Source organism: Mycobacterium mantenii (genome assembly GCF_001667865.1).
Classification (GTDB): domain Bacteria; phylum Actinomycetota; class Actinomycetes; order Mycobacteriales; family Mycobacteriaceae; genus Mycobacterium; species Mycobacterium mantenii_A.
In genome coordinates this window covers 93,497-115,309 of record NZ_LZJP01000042.1, presented here as the reverse complement: position 1 = coordinate 115,309, position 21,813 = coordinate 93,497, and the positions used below count along the sequence as shown (strand labels likewise).

19 protein-coding genes are annotated in these 21,813 nt (G+C 68.2%); 10 read left to right on the top strand and 9 right to left on the bottom strand.

Going from position 1 to position 21,813, the window contains the following annotated elements:
- Nucleotides 1-5: 5 nt before the first annotated feature.
- The 5 genes from A5688_RS07020 (at nucleotide 6) to A5688_RS27665 (ending at nucleotide 6,093) form a co-directional block, all read left to right on the top strand.
- Nucleotides 6-839 carry a sulfurtransferase gene (locus A5688_RS07020; protein ID WP_067909988.1) on the top strand — a complete coding sequence of 278 codons (834 nt, stop codon included), beginning with the start codon at nucleotides 6-8 and terminating at the stop codon, nucleotides 837-839.
- A gap of 1 nt (nucleotide 840) precedes the next feature.
- A complete protein-coding gene (locus tag A5688_RS07015; protein WP_066880637.1) occupies nucleotides 841-1,143 on the top strand; it encodes a DUF1416 domain-containing protein in 303 nt (100 codons plus the stop codon).
- 146 nt (nucleotides 1,144-1,289) lie between these two features.
- Nucleotides 1,290-1,952 (top strand): FABP family protein, encoded by a 663-nt coding sequence (locus A5688_RS07010; RefSeq protein WP_067829359.1) that lies wholly within the window; start codon nucleotides 1,290-1,292, stop codon nucleotides 1,950-1,952.
- Nucleotides 1,953-2,043: 91 nt separating this feature from the next.
- Nucleotides 2,044-4,419 (top strand): RyR domain-containing protein, encoded by a 2,376-nt coding sequence (locus A5688_RS07005; protein WP_067909990.1) that lies wholly within the window; start codon nucleotides 2,044-2,046, stop codon nucleotides 4,417-4,419.
- Between the two features lie 147 nt (nucleotides 4,420-4,566).
- Complete coding sequence (locus tag A5688_RS27665) at nucleotides 4,567-6,093, top strand: sensor domain-containing protein (RefSeq protein ID WP_165607457.1); 1,527 nt, start codon at nucleotides 4,567-4,569, stop codon at nucleotides 6,091-6,093.
- Nucleotides 6,094-6,335: 242 nt separating this feature from the next.
- On the opposite strand, the gene A5688_RS06995 is transcribed toward A5688_RS27665, so the two are convergent.
- Complete coding sequence (locus A5688_RS06995; RefSeq protein WP_120312493.1) at nucleotides 6,336-7,205, bottom strand: aminodeoxychorismate lyase; 870 nt, start codon at nucleotides 7,203-7,205, stop codon at nucleotides 6,336-6,338.
- Nucleotides 7,206-7,303: 98 nt separating this feature from the next.
- Here A5688_RS06995 and A5688_RS06990 point away from each other — a divergent pair, with 98 nt between their 5' ends.
- Nucleotides 7,304-8,398 carry a YgfZ/GcvT domain-containing protein gene (locus A5688_RS06990; RefSeq protein WP_067829371.1) on the top strand — a complete coding sequence of 365 codons (1,095 nt, stop codon included), beginning with the start codon at nucleotides 7,304-7,306 and terminating at the stop codon, nucleotides 8,396-8,398.
- Between the two features lie 146 nt (nucleotides 8,399-8,544).
- Nucleotides 8,545-8,730, top strand: coding sequence for a DUF3073 domain-containing protein (locus A5688_RS26735; RefSeq protein ID WP_082951069.1), 186 nt, complete (start codon nucleotides 8,545-8,547; stop codon nucleotides 8,728-8,730).
- Nucleotides 8,731-8,796: 66 nt separating this feature from the next.
- On the opposite strand, the gene purM is transcribed toward A5688_RS26735, so the two are convergent.
- The 3 genes from purM to A5688_RS06975 all read right to left on the bottom strand — a co-directional run bounded on the left by purM (nucleotide 8,797) and on the right by A5688_RS06975 (nucleotide 12,016).
- Nucleotides 8,797-9,891: a phosphoribosylformylglycinamidine cyclo-ligase gene (gene purM, locus A5688_RS06985; protein ID WP_067829373.1), complete on the bottom strand. Its 1,095-nt coding sequence runs from the start codon at nucleotides 9,889-9,891 to the stop codon at nucleotides 8,797-8,799.
- Between the two features lie 71 nt (nucleotides 9,892-9,962).
- The gene (gene purF / locus A5688_RS06980) at nucleotides 9,963-11,489 is read right to left on the bottom strand and encodes an amidophosphoribosyltransferase (protein WP_067829376.1); all 1,527 of its coding nucleotides are present in this window, start codon (nucleotides 11,487-11,489) and stop codon (nucleotides 9,963-9,965) included.
- A gap of 137 nt (nucleotides 11,490-11,626) precedes the next feature.
- The gene (locus A5688_RS06975) at nucleotides 11,627-12,016 is read right to left on the bottom strand and encodes a sterol carrier family protein (RefSeq protein WP_067829377.1); all 390 of its coding nucleotides are present in this window, start codon (nucleotides 12,014-12,016) and stop codon (nucleotides 11,627-11,629) included.
- 19 nt (nucleotides 12,017-12,035) lie between these two features.
- Here A5688_RS06975 and A5688_RS06970 point away from each other — a divergent pair, with 19 nt between their 5' ends.
- On the top strand, nucleotides 12,036-13,250 hold the full coding sequence (locus tag A5688_RS06970) for an MCE family protein (protein ID WP_067829379.1): 1,215 nt from the start codon (nucleotides 12,036-12,038) through the stop codon (nucleotides 13,248-13,250).
- Between the two features lie 7 nt (nucleotides 13,251-13,257).
- Here A5688_RS06970 and A5688_RS06965 read toward each other — a convergent pair whose 3' ends face one another.
- Genes A5688_RS06965 through A5688_RS06950 form a run of 4 tightly spaced genes read right to left on the bottom strand, consistent with a single transcriptional unit; the run spans nucleotide 13,258 to nucleotide 17,906 of the window.
- Nucleotides 13,258-13,887 (bottom strand): Rv0804 family intramembrane glutamic endopeptidase, encoded by a 630-nt coding sequence (locus tag A5688_RS06965; RefSeq protein ID WP_067829384.1) that lies wholly within the window; start codon nucleotides 13,885-13,887, stop codon nucleotides 13,258-13,260.
- Nucleotides 13,888-13,906: 19 nt separating this feature from the next.
- On the bottom strand, nucleotides 13,907-16,204 hold the full coding sequence (gene purL / locus A5688_RS06960) for a phosphoribosylformylglycinamidine synthase subunit PurL (protein ID WP_067829391.1): 2,298 nt from the start codon (nucleotides 16,202-16,204) through the stop codon (nucleotides 13,907-13,909).
- A gap of 27 nt (nucleotides 16,205-16,231) precedes the next feature.
- Nucleotides 16,232-16,579, bottom strand: coding sequence for a VOC family protein (locus tag A5688_RS06955; RefSeq protein ID WP_068268103.1), 348 nt, complete (start codon nucleotides 16,577-16,579; stop codon nucleotides 16,232-16,234).
- A 19-nt stretch (nucleotides 16,580-16,598) separates the two neighbouring features.
- Entirely contained in the window at nucleotides 16,599-17,906 is a 1,308-nt protein-coding gene (locus tag A5688_RS06950) for a M18 family aminopeptidase (RefSeq protein ID WP_067910860.1), read from the bottom strand.
- A 214-nt stretch (nucleotides 17,907-18,120) separates the two neighbouring features.
- On the opposite strand from A5688_RS06950, the gene A5688_RS06945 reads away from it, so the two are divergent.
- Together A5688_RS06945 and A5688_RS06940 are read left to right on the top strand one after the other, a co-directional pair.
- Nucleotides 18,121-19,131, top strand: a complete 1,011-nt coding sequence (locus tag A5688_RS06945) for a Dyp-type peroxidase (RefSeq protein ID WP_067910731.1) — start codon at nucleotides 18,121-18,123, stop codon at nucleotides 19,129-19,131.
- Complete coding sequence (locus tag A5688_RS06940; RefSeq protein WP_067910735.1) at nucleotides 19,128-19,925, top strand: family 1 encapsulin nanocompartment shell protein; 798 nt, start codon at nucleotides 19,128-19,130, stop codon at nucleotides 19,923-19,925. The genes A5688_RS06945 and A5688_RS06940 overlap by 4 nt, the downstream gene beginning before the upstream one ends.
- Before the next feature lie 30 nt (nucleotides 19,926-19,955).
- Here the strand turns inward: A5688_RS06940 and A5688_RS06935 are convergent, their stop codons facing one another.
- Entirely contained in the window at nucleotides 19,956-21,668 is a 1,713-nt protein-coding gene (locus A5688_RS06935) for an MOSC and FAD-binding oxidoreductase domain-containing protein (protein WP_067910738.1), read from the bottom strand.
- Nucleotides 21,669-21,813: the final 145 nt, after the last annotated feature.

The window sequence follows — 21,813 nt, the reverse complement described above, 5'->3', positions numbered from 1 at the left end:
ACTCCATGGCACGCTCCGACGTCCTGGTCTCCACCGACTGGGCTGAGAGCAATCTCGACGCCTCGGGCGTCGTCTTCGTCGAGGTCGACGAAGACACCAGCGCCTACGACGCCGCCCATATCCCGGGCGCAATCAAGCTGGACTGGCGTTCCGACCTGCAGGACCCGGTCAAACGCGACTTCGTCGACGCCCAGCAGTTCTCGAAACTGCTCAGCGAGCGGGGCATCTCCAATGACGACACCGTGATCCTCTACGGCGGGAACAACAACTGGTTCGCCGCCTACGCGTACTGGTATTTCAAGCTGTACGGCCACGACAAGGTCAAGCTGCTCGACGGCGGCCGCAAAAAATGGGAGCTCGACGGTCGCGCGCTGTCCAGCGACACCGTCAGCAGGCCGGCGACGTCGTACACCGCCGCCGCACCGGATAACAGCATCCGGGCGTTTCGCGACGACGTCATCGCGGCCATCAACGTCAAGAACCTGGTTGACGTGCGCTCCCCCGACGAGTTCTCCGGCAAGATCCTGGCGCCGGCGCACCTGCCGCAGGAGCAGAGCCAGCGACCCGGCCACATCCCCGGCGCCATCAACGTGCCGTGGAGCAAGGCCGCCAACGAGGACGGCACCTTCAAGTCCGACGAGGAGCTCGCCAAGCTCTACGCCGACGCCGGCCTGGACGGCAAGAAGGAAACGATCGCCTACTGCCGCATCGGCGAGCGTTCGTCGCACACCTGGTTCGTTCTTTATGAATTGCTCGGGCATCGGAATGTGAAGAACTACGACGGCAGTTGGACGGAATACGGCTCCCTGGTGGGTGCCCCGATCGAGTTGGGAAGCTGATATGTGCTCTGCACCGAAACAAGGACTGACGTTGCCCGCCAGCGTCGACCTGGAAAAGGAAACGGTGATCACCGGCCGCGTCGTGGACGGCGACGGTCAGGCGGTGGGTGGCGCGTTCGTCCGCCTGCTGGACTCCTCGGACGAGTTCACCGCCGAGGTGGTGGCGTCGGCCACCGGTGACTTCCGCTTCTTCGCCGCTCCGGGATCCTGGACCCTGCGCGCGCTGTCCAAGGCCGGTAATGGTGACGCCGTGGTGGCGCCGTCGGGTGCCGGCATCCACGAGGTCGACGTCAAGATCGCCTGACCCGCCAGCCGCCCCCGACGGGGAGGCCGCGGGACGAATAGACTTGCCGCCGTGGTGCTGTTCTTCGAAATCATGCTGGTGGTGTCGGTCGTAGTGATCTCCTGGTTCGCCCTGTACACCCTCTACCGGCTCATCACCGACGAGTCGTGACCCGCCCCGGCGACGACCCGTCGAGCTCCGCGGGCTCCGGCGACCGGGCGGTGGCCGCCGCCGCCGAACGCGCCAAGCTGACCGCCGGGCGCAACGTTCCCTCCTACGATGACCTGCCCCTGCCGGCCGACACCGCCAACCTGCGCGAGGGCGCCGATCTGAGCGATACCTTGCTGGCGCTGCTGCCGCTGGTCGGCGTCTGGCGCGGCGAGGGCGAGGGCCGTGGACATGACGGGGACTACCGGTTCGGCCAGCAGATCGTGGTCTCGCACGACGGCGGCGACTACCTGAACTGGGAAGCCCGCTCCTGGCGGCTCAGCGAGAAGGGCGACTACGAAGAGCGGGGGTTGCGCGAGAGCGGATTCTGGCGCTTCGTCAACGATCCGGACGACCCCGGCGAATCCAATGCGATCGAACTGCTGCTGGCGCATTCGGCTGGCTACGTCGAACTGTTCTACGGCCGCCCCCTGACCCAGTCGTCATGGGAGCTGGTCACCGACGCGCTGGCCCGCAGCAGGTCGGGTGTGCTGGTCGGCGGCGCCAAACGCCTCTACGGCATCGTCGAAGGCGGCGACCTGGCCTACGTCGAGGAGCGGGTGGACGCCGACGGCGGTCTGGTCCCCCATCTGTCGGCGCGGCTGTCCCGGTTCGCCGGCTAGCAACCGGCCCGAGGCCGACCTTTCTGCGTGTACTGTTCGACGTCCAAGCGTCCGATGGTCGACGATATGCCCGAGAAGGGAGGTCGGTTGGATGCGTCCCACGCGGTCACCGTCGCGCATTCTGCACCGGGCGGTCAGCGCGACCGGCCTGCTGCTCATCCTGTATCTGGCCGTCCTGGATCTGCAGCCCGCGGTCCTCGACTCGCTGCCGCCTTCGCTCAATTGGTTCGGCCGGCCAGGATCGATGGCGACGCTGGCGATCGTGGTCACCGTGCTGATCGCGGCGTGCGTGCTGACATTCCGATCGGACAGCAGCCACCGGGTGGTCGGGGTTTCGTTCACCGTGATCGCTGCGCTCGTCAGCATGGGCGCGGTGCTGGGCCTCACCTCCTATTGGGGATGCCACGACGCCAACCACCCGGCCTTCTTCACCCCGCTGATGGCGACGGCCAGTCTGGTCAAGGGCGGCACCGGCGACTTCTCGGTGAGCGGGCGAACCTGCCCCAACCCCACGCCGGTCGGGCTCGAACTGGCCCGGATCGCAGCGCTGGCGGCGATTTTCACCGGACTGGGCGGCGTGGTCGTCGGCGTGTTCCGGTCCCAGGTGGACCGGTTGCGAGCCAACCTGGCCGACTCGGTCACGGCCATCGTCGGGGTCGACGCTGACACCCAATCGATGATCAGCGCGGTCGCACGGACCCTGGACCGCCGCAGCACTCTGGTCGTCATCACCGGCGCCAGCGACGACCGGGTGGCGCGGGCCCGCAGGCAGGGCGCCCGGGTGGTGCTGGTGGATTTCAACACCCCGTCCACGCTGGTTTCACTTCGGCTGTGGCGCAACCTTTCCCGGCTCTACCTGATGGCTCCCGACCCGGCTATCAACCTGCTGTGGCTCGATCTGATCAGCCGCCGGCTCGCCGAGGTCGCCCACAAGCGGCGGTTGCCCCTCATCGTGCGCATGGACGACCCATGGCTGGCCCAGGCGTGGCGCGCCCAGCAGTTCGGCGGATCCGACACCCGATGGGCGGCCGACGTCGTCGGCAAATACGAGGTGACCGCCGGCAGGCTCCTCGATGCCATCGGCGCGACTCACCGAACGCAGCGCGTATTCGTCTGCGGCACATCGCAATTGACCCTCGCGCTGTGCGCCAATCTGACCCAGCGCGCCCTGGAGCGCGACTTCTACACCCCACCCGATGCGGTGCCGTTGCCAGCGCTCACCCTCGTCGAACGCGACGCCGAGGATTACCTGGCCGATCACGAGTTCTACCGGCAGCAGGCGGGATTCATGTCGGACGGTCCGGCCATCGACGCGGTGGCCGAGGCGCCGACCGTGCCGACCATGCTGAAGTTGATCGGCGAGGCCGACCCCGCCACGTGCGCGGTGATCTTCGTGGACGCCCACGCCGCGACGACGGCCGCCCGGCTTGCCGCCCGGTTCCCCGAAATGCCCATCCATGCTTCGGATCTCAACACCAGCATCAGTGACGACTCGATCCAGGTCGTCGGCCGGCTGCAGTCCTACTCGCTGGTGCTCGACACCCAGGAGGGCCAGGTCCAGGACGCCTGGGAACGCGCGGCACGGCTGATCCACGAGCGCTACGTCTCGACGATCGACCCGGCGGCGCCACGGTCGGCGGCCGCACTGCCCTGGGCCGCGCTCAACGAGTTCTACCGCGGGTCCAACCGCCGCCAGGTGCGCAACGCGCTGTGGATGGTGGAACAGATTGCCGGACATACCTGGAACACCTGGGGCAGCCCGCCGGCCCAGCTGTCCGGACGCGACATGGCGGGATTGCCGCCGTTGCAACAGCTGGCGTTGATGGGCTTCGACGACGACGCGGCGATGAGCATGGCCAGGGCGGAGCACGAGGACTGGTGCCGCTACTACCGCCGCAACGGCTGGAAATACGGTTCGCCGCGGGATGACTCGCGCAAGATCCACGACAAGCTGGTCGACTGGTCGACGGTCGAGACCAACCCGGATCTGCTCAACGCCGCGGTCCGCAGCCTGGCCGGCACCCTGTGGAGCCTGCGGCAGCTGGGCTTCCGCTCACGCCCGCTGTGGCAATCCTTTTCCCGGGTGGGGACGGTCAGCGCGGAGCAGCGCAGCACCCGCTGGACGTGGACGTCGGATTCGGGTCACACCATGCGCGCCGACGCCGGCGATTGGGCGATCACCGAAGACGGCAAGCTGTGGTCGGTGCGCGACGACATCTTCCGCGACACCTACGAACCCGCCGGCGATGGCCGGTGGCGACGCAAGGGACGGGTGCAAGCCCGCCCGGCCCAGCCCGGCGAGACCGTCGACACCCTCGAGGGACCCACGATCGCGGCCGACGGCGACTGGGTGGTACGCGGGCGGGCGGGCGAGCAATGGCCGGTCCCCGGTGCGGAATTCGCGCGCCGTTACGCCGAAGTCCGCCCGTCCGAAGAAGCCGGAATTCTCGACGCCTCCGACGGTTAGGTTTCGGCCGCCAGCAACCCAAATGGCAGTGAATTTGCGCCTTCTGATAGGGCCCAACACTGATACGGTATCGGCGCACGTGCAATAGCCGCCGCATCCGGGGCTTTCGCCCGAGTGAGTTCGCTCCACCTCACCAAGGAGACTTCGATGGCGCTGTTCATCAGCTACTCGAGCCAAGACCGGGCGACGGTCGATGCCCTGACGAGCGCCCTTCGGCGCGGACAGCAGCAGGTTTGGTTCGATCAGGAGCTCGGCGGCGGCGAATCGTGGTGGAACAAGATCTTGGAGCAGATCCGCTCGTGCGACGTGTTCATCGTCGCGCTGTCGAACAACTGGCTGCAGTCCAAACCCAGTCAGGCCGAGTTGCGCTACGCGCGGGCCCTGAACCGGCCGATCCTTCCGGTGCGCATCGGCGACGTCGACAGCATGCGCGTGAATCCCCTTGCCGCGTTGCAGATCATCGACTACCGCGAGCCGACCGTCGACGCCGGCATCCAACTGGTCACCGCGGTGCACGCGCTGCAGGGCAAGCCGGTGCCGTTGCCCGACCCGCTGCCCGAAGAGCCGCCGGTGCCGTTCGGGTACATCACCCGGCTGGGCAACATCCTCGCCGAAAAGGAGTTGAGCCCCCAGCAGCAGACACAACTGCTCATCGAACTCCGGTCGGGCCTCGACGAGGACGGCGACGACCCCAGCGCTCGCGGCGATATCGGCCAGCTGCTGCGCATGCTGCGCCTGCGCCACGACGTCACGTACCGCACCCGAACCGAAATCGACAACGTGCTGGCCGAAATCGAGGCCAAGAACACCGCGGGGGGCAGCCCGGCGCCCGCCGCCACGACACCTGCCGCCCCGCCCGCCGCGAAGGCGCCGGCCGGCGCGGCACCGGCCGGCGGACCGTCGACCAAGGCCCCCATCCCACCCGCGGCGGCCGGCGGATTTAACAAGCGGCTGCTGATCATCGGCGGCACCGCCGTCGCCGTGATCGCGGTGATCGCGATCGTCGTCGTGCTGGCGATGCAGGGCGGCAAAACCAAAGCGCCCAAGGCGGGCCCGAATTCGGCGCCCGCCGCCGGTTCGGGGCCGGTGGCGGGCAACGGTTCGAATACGTCGAAGCTGGACTCTTATCTGCTCGGGCCCGCCGAGATCGGTCCCATCATCGGCGACCAGGACCTGGTGGTCTCCGAGAAGGCCGGACAGCTGCGCAACCTGCGGGCGACGCTGTCCAACCCGAACTGCAAAAACGCCTGGGAGCCCATCGAAAGCTCGAACTATCAGAACGCCGACGGCTACACCGCCGTCAGTGGGCAGGCCGTGCACACCGCCGGCGAGAACCCGCCGCACCGGGTGTACGAAGCCGTCGCGGCGTTCTCGTCGCCCGAGAAGGCCGCCGCGTTCGTGCAGGCGACGGTCGACAAATGGAAGGCGTGCGCGGGGCAGTCGATCACGATGAGCTTCAACGGCAAGTCGTATGGCTGGACATTCGGCGACGTCACCGGAGCTCCGCCGAAGATCTACCAGCAGCGAACCCAAGCGGACGGAACCCGGGTCTGCCATCACGCGCTGCACGCGGCATCCAACGTGGTCGTCGACTTGTTGGTGTGCGGCCCTGACGCCGGCACCGGTCAGGCCGGCAAGATCGCCGGGGACATCGCCGCGAGGGTGAACCAGTAACCGCTCCAGACATGGAGCGGCCCCCGAGCCGTGTTCCTGGTTGGACAAAACCGGAAGCTCGGGGGCCGGGTGACTGCGGGGAATTCGCTAGCGCACTTGTGACGCCAGCTCTTCCGAGCAGGTGCTGCTAGCGCGCAGCCACCTCACATGTCCATGAAGCTATCAATTTCGCGGACCACCTCCTTCCTTGTGTACGGCCGACCGTACCCGCGGATCGGCCAGCCGACAACAGAATTCAGCGCTCAGCGATCGCTGACGATGGCGGCGTCGATCAGTTCGGCGAATTCCGCGGCCATCGGGGACGTTTGCAGTGGGCGGCCGTCGAGGGTATGCACGCGGGCCGCCAGGGTCATGCTGGAGATCAGCCAAACACCTTGAGCGGCATCCAGATCCGCGACGCGCAGCGCCCGGTAGTCGCAGTCGTACCCCTTGTCCCTGGCCACCTCGAAGAGGGCTTGCTGGGTGGTGCCGCGCAGGATCGGATACCAGGGCGGCGGTGTCAGCAGGCACGGCTGACCGTCCTGCGTCTCGGCGGCGGTGGCGATCACCACGGTCGAGCGGGGGCCCTCCAGGATGTAGCCGTCCGTGCTGACGAAGATCACGTCGCCGGCGTCTTGGCGGGCGGCATGGCGCAGGGCGGCCATGTTGACCGCATACGACAGGGTCTTGGCGCCGGCCAACAGCCACGGCATCGCGTCGACGCCGGTGGTGGACAGCCCGCGGTCGAGCGTGATCGCCGCCAGCCCGCCACGCCGGACCGCCGTCACCCGGTCGGGAACCGCGGTGACCATGACGTAGGCCGTCGGCACCGAACCACCCTCGCGCCCGCGGCTGTAGATCAACCGCATCGCGCCTTCGTCCGCGTTGCCCGCGCACCACTGTCGGGTGGCTACCTCGATCGCGCTTCGCCAGCGCGGCAGACCCGGCGCGGGCAGATCGGTCATCGCGGCTGACTGGGTCAGCCGCTGCAGATGCGGCTCGATCAGACAGGCCCTACCGTCGCGGACCAACAGCGTCTCGAAGACGCCGTCGCCGCGGACCGCCGCCAGGTCGTCGGCGTGCACCAGCGGCGCATCCGGCGAATGTATTTCGCCGTCCAGCGTGACAATCACTCCCGTCCGCCCGGCCATGGTCGAGAAGCCTATCCAATGAGGTCGACCTCACGACCGCGAGCGGGCGGAGCGACTGATGCGGTCCGTAGAGTTGACGTGTGAGCCACCCCGTCCCCGCACCCGAAGAAGGCCCCGACGCCGGTGCCGTCTGGCATTACGGCGATCCGCTGGGCGAGCAGCGTGCCGCGGAGACCGAGGCGGTATTGGTCGACCGCTCGCACCGCGGTGTCCTCACGTTGACGGGGAAAGACCGACAAACCTGGCTGCACAGCATTTCGACGCAATTCGTCAGCGACCTTCCCGACGGCGCCAGCACGCAGAACCTCAGCCTCGACGGCCAGGGCCGCGTCGAGGATCACTGGATCCAGACCGAACTGGCCGGCACTACCTACCTCGACACCGAACCGTGGCGGGCCCAGCCGCTCCTGGACTACCTGCGCAAGATGGTGTTCTGGTCCGAGGTCACCCCGGCCGGCGCGGATCTGGCCGTGCTGTCGTTGCTCGGCCCGAAGCTGGCCGACCAGGCCGTCCTCCACGCGCTCGGGGTGGCTGCGCTGCCCGCCGAGCTGACCGCGGTCCCCGCCGGTGATGGCTTCGTGCGGCGGATGCCGGGCGCCCCGGCCGGCCAGATCGAGCTGGACCTGCTGGTCCCGCGTGCTGCGGCCGGCGAGTGGCGGACTCGCCTGACGCAGGCCGGTGTGCGGCCCAGCGGAGTGTGGGCCTACGAAGCCCACCGCGTGGCGGCCCTGCGACCCCGCCTCGGCGTCGACACCGATGAACGCACGATTCCGCACGAAGTGGGCTGGATCGGTGGCCCCGGCACCGGGGCCGTCCACCTGGACAAGGGCTGCTACCGGGGGCAGGAGACGGTCGCACGGGTGCACAACCTGGGCCGACCGCCCCGGATGCTGGTGCTGCTGCATCTCGACGGGTCGGTGGACCGGCCGTCGACCGGTCAGCCGGTGCTGGCCGGTGGCCGCACGGTCGGCCGCCTCGGCACCGTGGTCGACCACGTGGATCTCGGGCCGATAGCGCTGGCGCTCGTCAAGCGTGGGCTGCCCGCCGAAACGGAGTTGGCGACCGGACCGGAGGCCTCGGTGGCTGCGGTGATCGATGTTGATTCGCTGCCCACCACCGAACAGATCGGCGCCGGACGGTTAGCTGTTGAACGGTTGCGGGGCGGTGCGGGATAATGAACGGTAACGTCCGCCACAGCTAGCAGGGGGCTCCACCGCTCGGTAGCGAGGCACGGTAAACTGTTGGCAGGACAAAACGACACCAGGAGATCGGAGCCGCCTACTCGTTAGGCCGCTCCGTTATTGCGCGAGGGGGTTCCCCCATGGGCCGCGGCCGGGCTAAGGCAAAGCAGACCAAGGTTGCTCGAGAACTCAAATACAGTTCTCCGCAGACCGACTTCCAGCGGCTTCAGCGCGAGCTGTCAGGGTCGGATTCGGATGAATCCGCGGACCTGGACAGCGACGGATCCGACGAAGCCTGGGATAACCAGGACAACTGGCGTCGTTAGACCAACGCCCCGGCGCCGATGCGTAGTGCACCGGCGCCGCGTTAGTTCGGCCGAGGTGCGAGCTTCCTAAAACCTCGGATGCTGACCGGCCATCTTCGCCCGCGGGCCCTCTTTTCCGCCTTTGCCGACGGTGCCCAGCACCCAGCAGTCCAAATGCCGTGCCGTCAGGATGGCCAAGGCACGGTCGGTGTCCTCGGGAGCCACGATGGCGATCATGCCGACGCCCATGTTGAACGTCTTCTCCATCTCCTCCCGCGTCACCCGGCCGCGTTGGGCGATCATGGCGAACACCGGCGCCGGCGTCCAAGTGCCGCGGTCCATCTCGGCGACCAGCCCGTGCGGGATGACGCGCTCCAGATTGCCGGCCAGTCCGCCGCCGGTGACGTGGCAGAAGGTGCGGACGTGGGTTTCGGCCGCGAGCGCCAAACAGTCCTTGGCGTAGATGCGGGTGGGTTCGAGCAGCTCCTCGCCCAGGGTGCGGCCGAACTCCTCCACGTAGCCCTCGAGATTCATCCGGTCGATCTCGAGCAGCACCGTGCGCGCCAACGAATAGCCGTTGGAATGCAGACCGGACGAGCCCATCGCGATGATGACGTCGCCCGGTTTGACCCGGTCGGGCCCCAGCACGTCGTCGGCCTCGACGACACCGATACCGGTGGCCGAAATGTCGTAGTGGTCGGGTTCCATCAGGCCGGGGTGTTCGGCCGTCTCGCCGCCCAGCAGCGCGCAGCCGGCCCGCACGCATCCCTCGGCGATGCCACTGACGATGGCCTTCAGGCGTTCCGGCACCGTCCGGCCCACCGCGATGTAATCCTGCAGGAACAACGGCTCGGCGCCGCACACCACGAGGTCGTCGACCACCATCGCGACCAGGTCCAGCCCGACGGTGTCGTGCTTGTCCATCGCCTGGGCGACCGCCAGCTTGGTGCCGACGCCGTCGGTGGACGCGGCGAGCAGCGGCTCGCGGTAGTCGCCCCGTAGCGCGAACAGGCCGGCGAATCCGCCCAAACCGCCCCGAACCTCGGGTCGCGTGGCTTTCGTGGCCAGCGGCTTGAACAATTCGACGGCGCGGTCGCCGGCTTCAATGTCCACCCCGGCCGACGCGTAGGTGATGCCCTGATTGCCGTGGTGGCGGTCGGGGCTCTTTCCGGGATCCGTCATCGCGATAAAGGCTACCGGGCGGCGTTGACGGCCGGTATCAAACGTCGATCAAGGAGTGCAACCGGACGCTCTCAGTGCACAATCGGCACTTCGTCGGCCGCAAGGTCGTCGAGCCCGGCGCCGCGGGCCGCATTGGCGAGCATGTGCTCGATGACGTTCTTGCCCAACGCGGTTTCCCCGGGCAGTTCGATCGGATACTGGCCGTCGAAGCAGGCGGTGCACAGCCGCGACGCCGGCTGCTCGGAGGCCGCGACCAGGCCGCGAAGCGAGATGTAGCCCAGCGAGTCGGCGCCGATGGCATGCCGCACCGCCTCGAGCATCTCCTTCTTGTCTTCGACCGCGTTGGCGATCAATTCCGCCGGTGACGGGAAGTCGATGCCGTAGAAGCAGGGCCATTTGACCGGCGGTGAGGCGATCCGCACGTGTACTTCGACGGCACCGGCCTCGCGCAGCATCCGCAGCAGGGCGCGCTGGGTGTTGCCGCGCACGATCGAGTCGTCGACGACGATGAGTCGCTTACCCCGGATCACCTCGCGCAGCGGGTTGAGCTTCAGCCGGATACCGAGCTGGCGGATGGTCTGCGACGGCTGGATGAAGGTGCGCCCGACGTAGGCGTTCTTCATCAGCCCCTGGCCGTAGGGAATGCCCGACTCCTGCGCGTATCCGACCGCGGCCGGGGTGCCCGACTCCGGCACGCCGATCACCAGGTCGGCCTCGACGGGGCGTTCGCGGGCCAGCCGTCGACCGATCTCCACCCGGGTCGCGTGGACGGACCGGCCGGCGATCGTGCTGTCGGGTCGGGCCAGGTACACGTACTCGAAGATGCAGCCCTTGGGGGTGGGGTTGGCGAACCGCGTCGAGCGCACGCCGTCGGCGTCGATCGCCAGCAGTTCGCCCGGCTCGATGTCGCGCACGAAGGAGGCGCCCACGATGTCGAGCGCCGCCGTTTCCGAGGCCACCACCCAGCCGCGGTCGAGCCGTCCGAGCGAAAGTGGCCGCACGCCATGCGGGTCGCGACAGGCGTACAGGGTGTTCTCGTCCATGAAGGTCAGGCAGAACGCGCCGCGCACGGTCGGCAGCAGGTCCAGCGCCGCCTGCTCCAAGGTGGAGTCCGCGGCGCCGTGGGCCAGCAGCGCGCCCAGGATGTCGGAGTCCGTGGTCGCCGGCGCCGGGGCGCGCCGCGCGATCAGTCCCTCGTCGCGGGCGCGGGCGGCCAGCTCGGCGGTGTTGACCAGGTTCCCGTTGTGTCCCAGCGCAACCCCGGTGCCGGCCGCGGTGTTGCGGAACACCGGCTGGGCGTTTTCCCACGTCGTGTCGCCCGTGGTCGAGTAACGGCAGTGGCCGATGGCGACGTGGCCCTGCATGGCCCCCAGCGTCTGCTCGTCGAACACCTGGCTGACCAGGCCCAGGTCCTTGAAGACCAACACCTGGGATCCATCGGCGACGGCGATGCCGGCAGCTTCCTGACCGCGATGCTGCAGCGCGTACAAGCCGTAATAGGTGAGTTTGGCGACGTCCTCGCCCGGGGCCCAAACCCCGAATACACCGCATTCTTCACGGGGTGCGTTGAAGTCCTCTTCGGGTTCTTGGACGGTCACGATTAGGCAGCTCCCCGGGGAACGGTTGGTGACGTACGGGAGTCTACGGGCACCTTGGCCGCGCCGCCGAATCCGTAGGGCGTGTTGAGCGACGAAATCCCGTTCGGAAGAGCTAAACCTGCAGTTCAGGGTTACATTCAGCCCACATCGAACAGAGGCAGGCAGTGTTCAATCTCACCGGCGCGCGAGCCGGAAAGGCGCAGCGCACCGGTGTGCTTCGCGTCGGCGAACGACGACATTCCGGTGGCCAGCAACAGCCAGGTCCGCGGTTCGGTTTCCACCACGTTGGGCGGTGTGCCGCGGGTATGCGCGGGCCCGGCGATGCACTGCACCGCGACGAACGGCGGGATCCGCAGCTCCACGCTGCGCCCGGGCGCCACCGCGGCCAGGGTGCGGGCGGTCAGCCGAACGGCCGTCGCCAATTCCTGGCGGTCGGGCGCCGGACGGGATTCGTCGCGCAGCCAATCCGCGACGGCCAGCACAGCGTGGCGGGTCTTGGCCGGATCGGCTTTGTCGCGGGGGGCCATACCCTAGGGTCTCAAAATCATGAAGCCCCGTCGCTCAAGGGCGCGGCCGCCGTTTAAGACCGCAGGCCTGGTGACGATCGTGGTCACGGGGCTGATCGGGCTGCTCCTGTACCTGCAATTTCGGGGCGACCTCACGCCGAGCACGAAGTTGACGATGGTGGCCGCCCGGGCGGGCCTGGTGATGGATCCCGGCTCCAAGGTGACCTACAACGGGGTGCAGATCGGCCGCGTGTCGAGCATCTCGGAGACCACGCACGACGGACTTCCGGCGGCCAAGGTCGTCCTGGACATCACGCCGAAATACATCAAGCAGATCCCGGCCAACGTCGCGGCGGCCGTCAAGGCGACCACGGTGTTCGGCAACAAATATGTCGCGCTGAGCTCGCCGAAAAACCCTGCGACGCAATCGATCACTCCCTCGATCGTGATCGATGCGACGTCGGTGACCACCGAGTTCAACACGCTGTTCGAGACGCTCACTTCGATCGCCGAGAAGGTGGATCCGGTCAAGGTGAACCTCACGCTCAGCGCGGCCGCGCAGGCGCTGACCGGATTGGGCGATAAATTCGGCGCCTCGCTGGCGAACGGTAACGCCGTCCTCGACGACCTGAACTCCCGGATGCCGGCCCTGCGCAACGACATTCAGCGGCTGGCGGCGCTGGGCGACACCTACGCGCGAGCCGCACCGGAGCTGTGGGACGCGCTCGACCACGCGGTGACCACCGCGCGCACACTCAACTCCCGGCAGCGCGACCTCGACGCCGCGCTGCTGTCGGCCGCCGGATTGGGCGACGCCGGCGCCGACGTCTTGGGCCGCAGCGGGCCCTTTTTCGTCCGCGGCGCGGCCGACCTGGTTCCCAGCAGCCAGCTGCTCGACGAGTACAGTCCCGAAATCTATTGCACCATTCATAATTTCGACGAGGTCGCACCGCGAATCCACAACGCGTTGGGGGATAACGGCTACTCGCTGGGCGCCCACGCGTCGGGCGCCATCGCGGGTGCCCCCAACCCGTACATCTGGCCGGAGAACCTGCCACGAACCAATGCACGGGGCGGTCCCGGCGGGCGGGCGGGCTGTTGGCAGAAGATCACCCGCGAACTGTGGCCCGCCCCCTTCCTGGTGATGGACACCGGCGCGAGCATGGCTCCCTACAACCACTTCGAACTGGGGTCGCCGCTCGCGGTCGATTTCGTGTGGGGCCGCCAATTGGGCGACTACACCATCAATCCCTGACGGCTGGTCAGCGGTTCGGCGGCTTCGCGGCCAGCACGGCGACGGCGCCGGCCTCGTTGATGGCCAGGTGCGCCAGCATGGGCGCGGCCAGGCTGCCGGAACGGTCTGCCAGCCAACCGAAGAGCCACCCCGCGATGCCGGTGACCAGCACGGTGGCGGCCACCGGCTCGCCCGTCGTGCGGGCGTCGGCGACGTGCGAGAGACCAAAAGCGCTGGCCTGCAACAACCGTCCACCGCGCGCACCGAACGCGGCGCAGCCTGCGGCGGCCAGCGCCCCACGGAAGGCGGACTCCTCCGACCACACGGTGCCCAGGGGTATCCGCCACAGCAGCCAGTCCGGCGCCGCCGCCGGTGGCTCACGGTCGGCCATCGATTGGCGCACCGGCGGCAGCAGCGTCGTCGCGGCCACCGCGCTCACCGCCGAGGACGCCGCCAGTGCACCCAGCCGCACGCCGGCCCATAGCCGGGGCGGGCCCAGGCCCAGCGGCGCCCGCGTCACCCACACCATCAGACCGCCCGCGCCGGCCTGCAGCACCGCCCGCCACACGGCCGGCAACCGCGGACCGATGAAGCTCCAGCCGACCAGCGCGGCGGCCAAAGACAATGCGCTGGCCTGACGAAAAAGCCTGGCCGACATCAGGACTCGCTGCGAGAACTCATCCGAAGAGCCGCGGCAGCACCGCCTCGGAGGTCTCGCGCAGTTCGGCCAGCGCAACCGTGAACAGCCCCTGGACCTCCACCGCGTCGGAGGCCTGGTCGACGACGCCGATGCGCACCGCGGGCAGTCCCCGCGCCTCGCACATCGAACGGAACCGGCTCTCCTCGGTGCGCGGCACCGCCACCAGCACGCGGCCCGCCGACTCGGAGAACAGCATCACAAACGGATCGGCATCCTCGGGAAGCACGATGCGGCAACCGGTTTCACCGGTCAGGGCGGCTTCGACGACGGCCTGCGCCAGGCCGCCTTCGGACAGGTCGTGCGCGGCGGACACCAGTCCGTCGCGCGATGCCGAACGCAGCACCTCGGCCAGCAGCTTCTCGCGGTCCAGGTCGACCTTGGGCGGCAGCCCGCCCAGATGGTCGGCGGTCACCTGCGCCCAGATCGAACCGTCGAATTCGTCGCGCGTATCGCCAAGCAGCAGCAGGGTTTCCCCGGGTTCGGTGCCCAGGCCGGTGGGGATGCGCCGGGCGACGTCGTCGATGACGCCGAGCACCCCGACCACCGGGGTGGGCAGGATCGCGGTCGATCCCGTTTGGTTGTAGAAGCTGACGTTGCCGCCGGTCACCGGAATTCCCAGGGCCACACAGCCGTCGGCCAGGCCGCGCACCGCCTGGGAGAACTGCCACATCACTCCGGGGTCTTCGGGCGAACCGAAATTCAGGCAGTTGGTCACCGCGACCGGGGTCGCCCCCGTGACGGCGACGTTGCGGTAGGCCTCGGCCAGGGCGAGCTGGGCGCCGGTGTAGGGATCCAGTTTCGTGTAGCGGCCGGACGCGTCGGTCGACAGCGCGATGCCGCGGCCGGTGGATTCGTCGACGCGCAGCACACCGCCATCGGCGTGCTCGGCCAGCACGGTATTGCCCCGCACGTACCGGTCGTACTGCTCGGTGATGAATGCCCGGCTGCACAGGTGCGGACTGCCCAGCAGGGCAAGCAACGTGGCGCGCAGCTCGTCACCGGTGACCGGTCGCGCCAGCCCCGCCGAGCCGTCCGCATTCAGCGCGTCCTGCGTTTCGGGGCGCGCGACCGGACGCTGGTAGACGGGGCCTTCGTGGGCGACGGTGCGCGGCGGGACATCGACGACCGTCTGGCCGTGCCAGGTGATCCGCAACCGGTCGCCGTCGGTGACCTCGCCGATCACCGTGGCCAGCACGTCCCATTTGCGGCACACGGCCAAGAAGGCGTCGACGTTGTCCGGGGTGACCACGGCGCACATCCGCTCCTGGGATTCGCTGCAGAGGATCTCCGCGGGCGTCATCTGAGTAGTGCGCAGCGGCACGGTGTCGAGCCGGATCGCCATCCCGCCGTCACCGGCTGACGCCAATTCCGAAGTGGCGCACGACAATCCGGCACCGCCCAGGTCCTGGATGCCGACCACCAGGTGACCGGCGTACAGCTCGAGGCAGCACTCGATCAGGACCTTCTCCATGAAGGGGTCGCCGACCTGAACCGAGGGCAGCTTCTTGCGGGATCCCTCGCTGTCGAAGGTGTCCGAGGCCAGCACCGACACCCCGCCGATGCCGTCCAGCCCGGTGCGGGCACCGAACAGGATGATCTTGTTGCCGGTGCCCGACGCAAAGGCCAGGTGCAGGTCCTCCTGGCGTAAGACGCCGACGCACATGGCGTTCACCAACGGGTTGCCGGCGTAGCACGCGTCGAATACGGTCTCGCCGCCGATGTTGGGCAGCCCCAACGAGTTGCCGTAGCCACCGATGCCGCGCACCACGCCGTCGACCACGCGACGGGTGTCCGGGGCGTCGGCCGCGCCGAACCTCAGCTGGTCCATCACCGCGACCGGTCGCGCGCCCATCGCCATGATGTCGCGGACGATCCCGCCGACACCGGTGGCCGCACCCTGGTAGGGCTCGACGTACGACGGGTGGTTGTGCGACTCCACTTTGAAGGTGACCGCCCACCCGTCGCCGATGTCGACGACGCCGGCGTTCTCGCCGATGCCGGCCAGCATGCCGGTGCGCATCTCGTCGGTGGTGGTCTCGCCGAAGTAGCGCAGGTGCACCTTGGACGACTTGTAGGAGCAGTGCTCGCTCCACATCACCGAGTACATCGCCAGCTCGGTGTCGGTGGGGCGGCGGCCCAGAATCTCGCGGATGCGCTGGTATTCGTCGTCTTTTAGGCCCAGTTCGGCGAAGGGCTGCGGCTCGTCGGGAGTGGTGGCGGCGTGCTCGACGGTGTCGATGGCCTGGGTGCGCGCACTCGTCCCGGAGACAGTCACGCCAGACAGTCTAGGGCTGAGCTTCGGCTACTGGCGCACGACGCAGAAGACGTTGCCCTCGGGGTCGGCCAGCACCACCCAGCGGAAGGTATCGCCGAACTGGTGCCGGCCGACCTCGGTCGCTCCGGCCGCCGTCAGCCGCGATACCTCGGCGTCGACGTCGGACGCACCCAGATCGAGGTGCACGCGGTTCTTTCCGGGCGTGGGATCGGGCACCTTCTGGAATCCGAGCCGCAGCCCTTCGCCGAAGGTCACCGCGGTGAACTCGTCGGCGAGCACCTCGTGCGTCGTCCCGCCGAATTGTTTGGCCCACCAGCCGGCCAGCTTCGCGGGGTTGTCGCAGTCGAAGGTCAGCATCTCCACGTTGAGCGCCATACCGGCAGACCCTATGCCGCTAGGTGGGGGAAAGGAACGCCTGCATCGCGGCCGAGTAGGCGGCCACGTCGTGAGCGCCCATCAACTCGCGCGCGGAGTGCATCGCCAGCTGCGCGGCGCCGACGTCGACCGTCGGGATGCCCGTCCGCGCCGAGGTCAACGGTCCGATCGTCGACCCGCACGGCAGGTCGGCCCGGTGTTCGTAGCGCTGCAGTGCGACTCCGGCCTGCCGGCAGGCCAGCGCGAACGCCGCCGCGGTGCGGCCGTCGGTGGCGTAGCGCAGATTCGGGTGCACCTTGAGCACCGGCCCGGCGTTGACCGCGATCGGGTGGCCCGGCTCGTGCCGCTCCGGGTAATTGGGATGGGTGGCGTGCGCCATGTCCGCCGAGGCCAGCAACGATGCCGGCAGCCGGCGCAGATAGTCCTCGCGGGTACCGCCCGCCGCCAACACAATTCGCTCCAGCACGGTGCCCAGCAAGTCGGACTGCGCACCGTGGTCCGACGACGAACCGACCTCCTCGTGGTCGAAGAGCACCAGCACCGGCAGATAGGACGCCGGTCGTTCGACGGCCACCAGCGCCTCCAGCCCCGCATAGCAACTGGCCTGATTGTCCAGCCGGGGCGCACTCAGCAGGCCGCCGTCGGCGCCGATCACCCTTGCGGAGGTCAGGTCGTGGGTCATCAGGTCGGCGGCCAGCACGTCGGCCGGCGTCACCCCGGCGCGCTCCGCGACGAAATCGACGAATGACCGCACGCTCTCCCCGACGCCCCAGACCGCATTGACGTGCCGCTGCGGATCCAGCGTCAGCGACTTGCGGTCCTCGGCCAGATGAATGGCCAGTTGCGGCACCCGAAGAATCGGCTCGTCGATCCGCACCAGTTGGTGCGCGATCCCGCCGTCGTGATCGTGCGCCCGCACCGACAGGCGCCCACTGATTCCCAGATCACGGTCCAGCCAGGAGTTGAGCCACGCGCCCCCATAGGGTTCCAGCGCCACCACCCGCCAGCCGGCGACCACCCGGTCGGGATGCTGCTTGACCCTGAGGTTGGGACTGTCGGTGTGCGCACCGATGATCCGGAACGGGCCGTGCGCCCCGTCCGAACTCCAGGCGACCAACGAGCCCGCCCGCACCGTGAAGTAGCGCCCCGGCTCGGACGGCCAGTGTTTAGCCTCGCTCAGTTCGGTGTATCCGGCAGCGATCAGCCGAGCGGCCACCGTGGCGCAAACATGAAATGGCGACGGAGAGGCGTCGATGAAATCGCAGAGTCCTTGCGCACTCGCTGAGGACTTCGCTTGGTTTCGAGGCCCGCCGGACATGCTCAACATCATCGCTGTCCGCCACCGGACGGTTCACGCTGGGTTCGGTTGCGCGGTCCTTGCTCGCTCCGCTTCGTGCGCTCGCCGTCGCCACGCTGGGTTCGATTGCGCGGTCCTTGCTCGCTCCGCTTCGTGCGCTCGCCGTCGCCACGCTGGGTTCGGTTGCGCGCTCCTTACTCGCGCCGCTTCCGGCGCTCGCCGTCGCCACGCTAGGGTCACCAACGTGCCCCCCGTCCAACCGCAACCCATCCTCGCGCCGCTCACCCCTGCGGCGATCTTCCTGGTGGTGACCATCGACGACGGCGGGGAGGCGACAGTGCACGACGCGCTGCCCGACATTCCCGGGCTGGTGCGTGCGATCGGTTTCCGCGAACCACAGAAGCGGTTGTCGGCGATCGCCTCGATCGGCTCCGACGCCTGGGATCGCCTGTTCTCCGGACCGCGCCCCGCCGAATTGCATCGGTTTCCCGAGCTGAAGGGACCGCGGCACACCGCTCCCGCCACCCCGGGGGACCTGTTGTTCCACATCAGGGCCGAGAGTCTGGATGTCTGTTTCGAACTGGCCGACCGGATCCTCAAAGCGATGGCCGACGCGGTCACCGTGGTCGACGAGGTGCATGGCTTTCGCTACTTCGACAACCGTGACCTGCTCGGATTCGTTGACGGCACCGAGAACCCGGACGGCGCGTTGGCGGCCAGTGCCACCGCGGTCGGCGACGAGGACCCCGACTTCGCCGGCTCTTGCTACGTGCACGTGCAGAAGTACCTGCACGACATGTCGTCGTGGAATTCGACTCCGGTCGCCGAGCAGGAGCGGGTGATCGGCCGCACCAAGCTCGATGACATCGAGCTCGATGACGACGTCAAGCCGGGCAACGCCCACGTCGCCCTCAATGTGATCACCGACGACGACGGCACCGAACTGAAGATCGTGCGGCACAACATGCCGTTCGGCGAGCTTGGCAAGCGTGAATACGGCACGTATTTCATCGGCTATTCGCGTACGCCGAAAGTCACCGAACAAATGCTGCGCAACATGTTCCTCGGCGATCCGCCCGGCAACACCGACCGCATCCTCGACTTCTCCACGGCCGTCACCGGCGGCTTGTTCTTCTCCCCCACCCTCGACCTCCTCGATGACCCGCCGCCGCTGCCCACCGCGCCGGCGGCGGAAACGCCTGTTGCACAGGGCGGCTCACTTTCGATCGGCAGCCTGAAAGGAACCACTTCATGAACAACCTCTACCGCGACCTGGCACCGGTCACCGAAGCCGCCTGGAAGGAAATCGAACTGGAGGCGGCGCGGACCTTCAAACGCCACATCGCCGGGCGCCGGGTCGTCGACGTCAGCGAGCCGGGCGGTCCGGTCACGGCCGCGGTGAGCACCGGTCGACTGACCAACGTGGCGTCACCCACCGACGGCGTGGAGGCTCACCTGAGGGAGAGCAAGCCCCTTGTCCGGCTCCGGGTTCCATTCACCCTCTCGCGCTACGAGATCGACAACGTCGAGCGCGGCGCCAATGACTCCGACTGGGACCCGGTGAAGGAGGCCGCCAAGAAGCTGGCGTTCGTCGAGGACCGGGCCATCTTCGAGGGTTACTCCGCGGCGTCCATCGAGGGCATCCGCTCCGCCAGCTCGAACAAGTCGCTGACCCTGCCCGCGGATCCGCGCGAGATTCCCGACGTCATCACCCAGGCGATCTCCGAGCTCCGGCTGGCCGGTGTCGACGGCCCCTACTCGGTGCTGCTGTCCGCCGAGGTCTACACGAAAGTCAGCGAGACGACCGAACACGGCTATCCGATCCTCGAACACATCGACCGGCTGGTTCCCGGAGACATCATCTGGGCCCCCGCCATCGACGGTGCCTTCGTGCTGACCACCCGCGGCGGCGACTTCGACCTGCAGCTCGGGCACGACGTGTCGGTCGGGTACACCAGCCACGATGCGGACACCGTGCAGCTGTATCTGCAGGAGACCCTGACCTTCCTGTGCTACACCGCGGAGGCGTCCGTCCCGTTGACCCCGTAGGAATAAATGCGCGCGGGCCAAGGACTTCGCCTACAGGTCCAGCACCACATCGGTTTCCGGGACCGCCGAACAGATCAGGACCGACCCGTCGCCGGGTGACTCCAGCGGTCGCTGAACGTAAGTGGTCGTCCCGTCGACGATGCCGGTGACGCACACGTGACACACCCCGCTTCGACAGGAGAAGCGGGTCGGCACGTCGCAGGCTTCGGCCAGATCGAGGATGCTCCGGAATCGGGGTGGCCAGTTGACCGTTAATCCGCTGCGCGCGAACGTGATCGCCGGCCCGGTGCCCAGCGTTCCGACGGGCGGGTGCGGCGGCCTGCGCTCCCCGATGTCGACAATGCCCGGGTTGATCGCCGGCAGCGCGCCGAACAGCTCGCTGTGCATGCGCCCCGGGTCGAACCCCATGACGGCCAGGTCCTCGCGCATGTCCGTCATGAATTGCGTTGGACCGCAAAGGTAAACGGTGGCGCTCACCGGCAGACCCAAGGCCGCGAGGGACTCGCGGCGCAGGCGGCCCTGCGTTGCGGTATAGAAGACCTGCTGTCTGGCGTGCGATAACGACTCGATGAGCGTCGTGACTTCCTCTGCGAACGCCTGGGTTTCGCGATCGCGAGTGGTGTGCAGCCACCAAATGTCACGCCGGCTCCCGGCGGCCGACAGCGCATGCAGCATCGCCAGTACCGGAGTCGCGCCGATTCCGGCGGAGAACAGAACGACCGGGCCGCTGTCGTCGGTGAGGTAGAAATCGCCGCGTGGGGCCGCCGTCGCTATCAGCGACCCGGGACGGATGTGGGCGTGCAGCCATCGGCTCACCACACCGTGCTCCTCGCGCTTGACGCTGATGCGGTAGGACCCGGTGGAGGAATCGTCCGACAGGGAGTAGCTGCGCAACGGCGCGGGATCGCCGGCGCCGGCGATCTTGACCGTCAAGTACTGGCCGGGAAGCGCCGGCGGTAAAGGATTCCGGTCGTCGGCTTCCAGCCGGATCGACAGCACTTGTGCACTCTCCCTGTGGGTTTGGGTGACGCGCAGGGACCGAAACCCCGTCCACGCGGGTTCGACTCCCACGGGTGGCGCTACCGCGGGAACCGCACCCTCGTGTGCGGCCAGCAGGTCGTGAAAAGACTGCTGCCAGCCCGGACTGAGCGCCGGAACGTCGACGGCCTTGCGCAGCGTTTCGACGTTGCGGTCGGGCAGATAGAGCAGGGCGTCGACGTCGGCGACGCTGAGTTCGTGACGGCCGCGGCGCGTCCGCACGATGTCGTCGCCGGCCCGCACCTGCCCCTCGGTGATCACGCGGAGGTAGAAGCCCGGACGATGTTGGGAGACAAGCAGGTTGGGCATGTCGGGCTCGTCGAGCCGGATGCCCACGCGAAAGCAGGTGACGCGCGGCTGGGTGACCTCGAACTCGGCATCGCCGATGCGGTAGCGGTCGCCGATGCAGACGTCGTCGTCGGCGAGCCCCGTGACGGTGAAGTTTTCCCCGAAGTGGCCCGGCTGCAGGTCGTCGCGACCCAGGTAGATCTTCCAAAAGTCATAGGACTCGCTCTGGTACACCATGACCGCGCGTTGTTCCCCGCCGTGACCGGCGAGGTCGCCCTGGCCGTCGCCGTCGACGTTCAGCCGGCGCACCATGACCGGGCCCGCGACAGGGGTCTTCCAGATCCCGGTGTAGACGGTCTTATCCCGCCAGTGCACGTCTTTGGGCGTGCCCACGTTTACCGAAACGAGCCTGCCCACTGTGTCACCTCGAACCAGCCCCTATCGCGCGAGCCGTCAACTGGGATGATCGGCCCAGAGTATGGCAGGCCGGTGCGCTGGGCAACATATCCGCTTCGCGGCCTGTTGCCTCTCGCCGGTTTGGTGCATACTGGGTCGTGTAACC

Coding starts and splice junctions, on each gene's coding strand:
- A5688_RS07020 (WP_067909988.1), top strand. CDS start 6: ATGGCACGCTCCGACGTCCTGGTCTCCACCGACTGGGCTGAGAGCAAT.
- A5688_RS07015 (WP_066880637.1), top strand. CDS start 841: ATGTGCTCTGCACCGAAACAAGGACTGACGTTGCCCGCCAGCGTCGAC.
- A5688_RS07005 (WP_067909990.1), top strand. CDS start 2,044: ATGCGTCCCACGCGGTCACCGTCGCGCATTCTGCACCGGGCGGTCAGC.
- A5688_RS27665 (WP_165607457.1), top strand. CDS start 4,567: ATGGCGCTGTTCATCAGCTACTCGAGCCAAGACCGGGCGACGGTCGAT.
- A5688_RS26735 (WP_082951069.1), top strand. CDS start 8,545: ATGGGCCGCGGCCGGGCTAAGGCAAAGCAGACCAAGGTTGCTCGAGAA.
- purM (WP_067829373.1), bottom strand. CDS start 9,891: ATGACGGATCCCGGAAAGAGCCCCGACCGCCACCACGGCAATCAGGGC.
- A5688_RS06975 (WP_067829377.1), bottom strand. CDS start 12,016: ATGGCCCCCCGCGACAAAGCCGATCCGGCCAAGACCCGCCACGCTGTG.
- A5688_RS06970 (WP_067829379.1), top strand. CDS start 12,036: ATGAAGCCCCGTCGCTCAAGGGCGCGGCCGCCGTTTAAGACCGCAGGC.
- A5688_RS06965 (WP_067829384.1), bottom strand. CDS start 13,887: ATGTCGGCCAGGCTTTTTCGTCAGGCCAGCGCATTGTCTTTGGCCGCC.
- A5688_RS06955 (WP_068268103.1), bottom strand. CDS start 16,579: ATGGCGCTCAACGTGGAGATGCTGACCTTCGACTGCGACAACCCCGCG.
- A5688_RS06950 (WP_067910860.1), bottom strand. CDS start 17,906: ATGTTGAGCATGTCCGGCGGGCCTCGAAACCAAGCGAAGTCCTCAGCG.
- A5688_RS06940 (WP_067910735.1), top strand. CDS start 19,128: ATGAACAACCTCTACCGCGACCTGGCACCGGTCACCGAAGCCGCCTGG.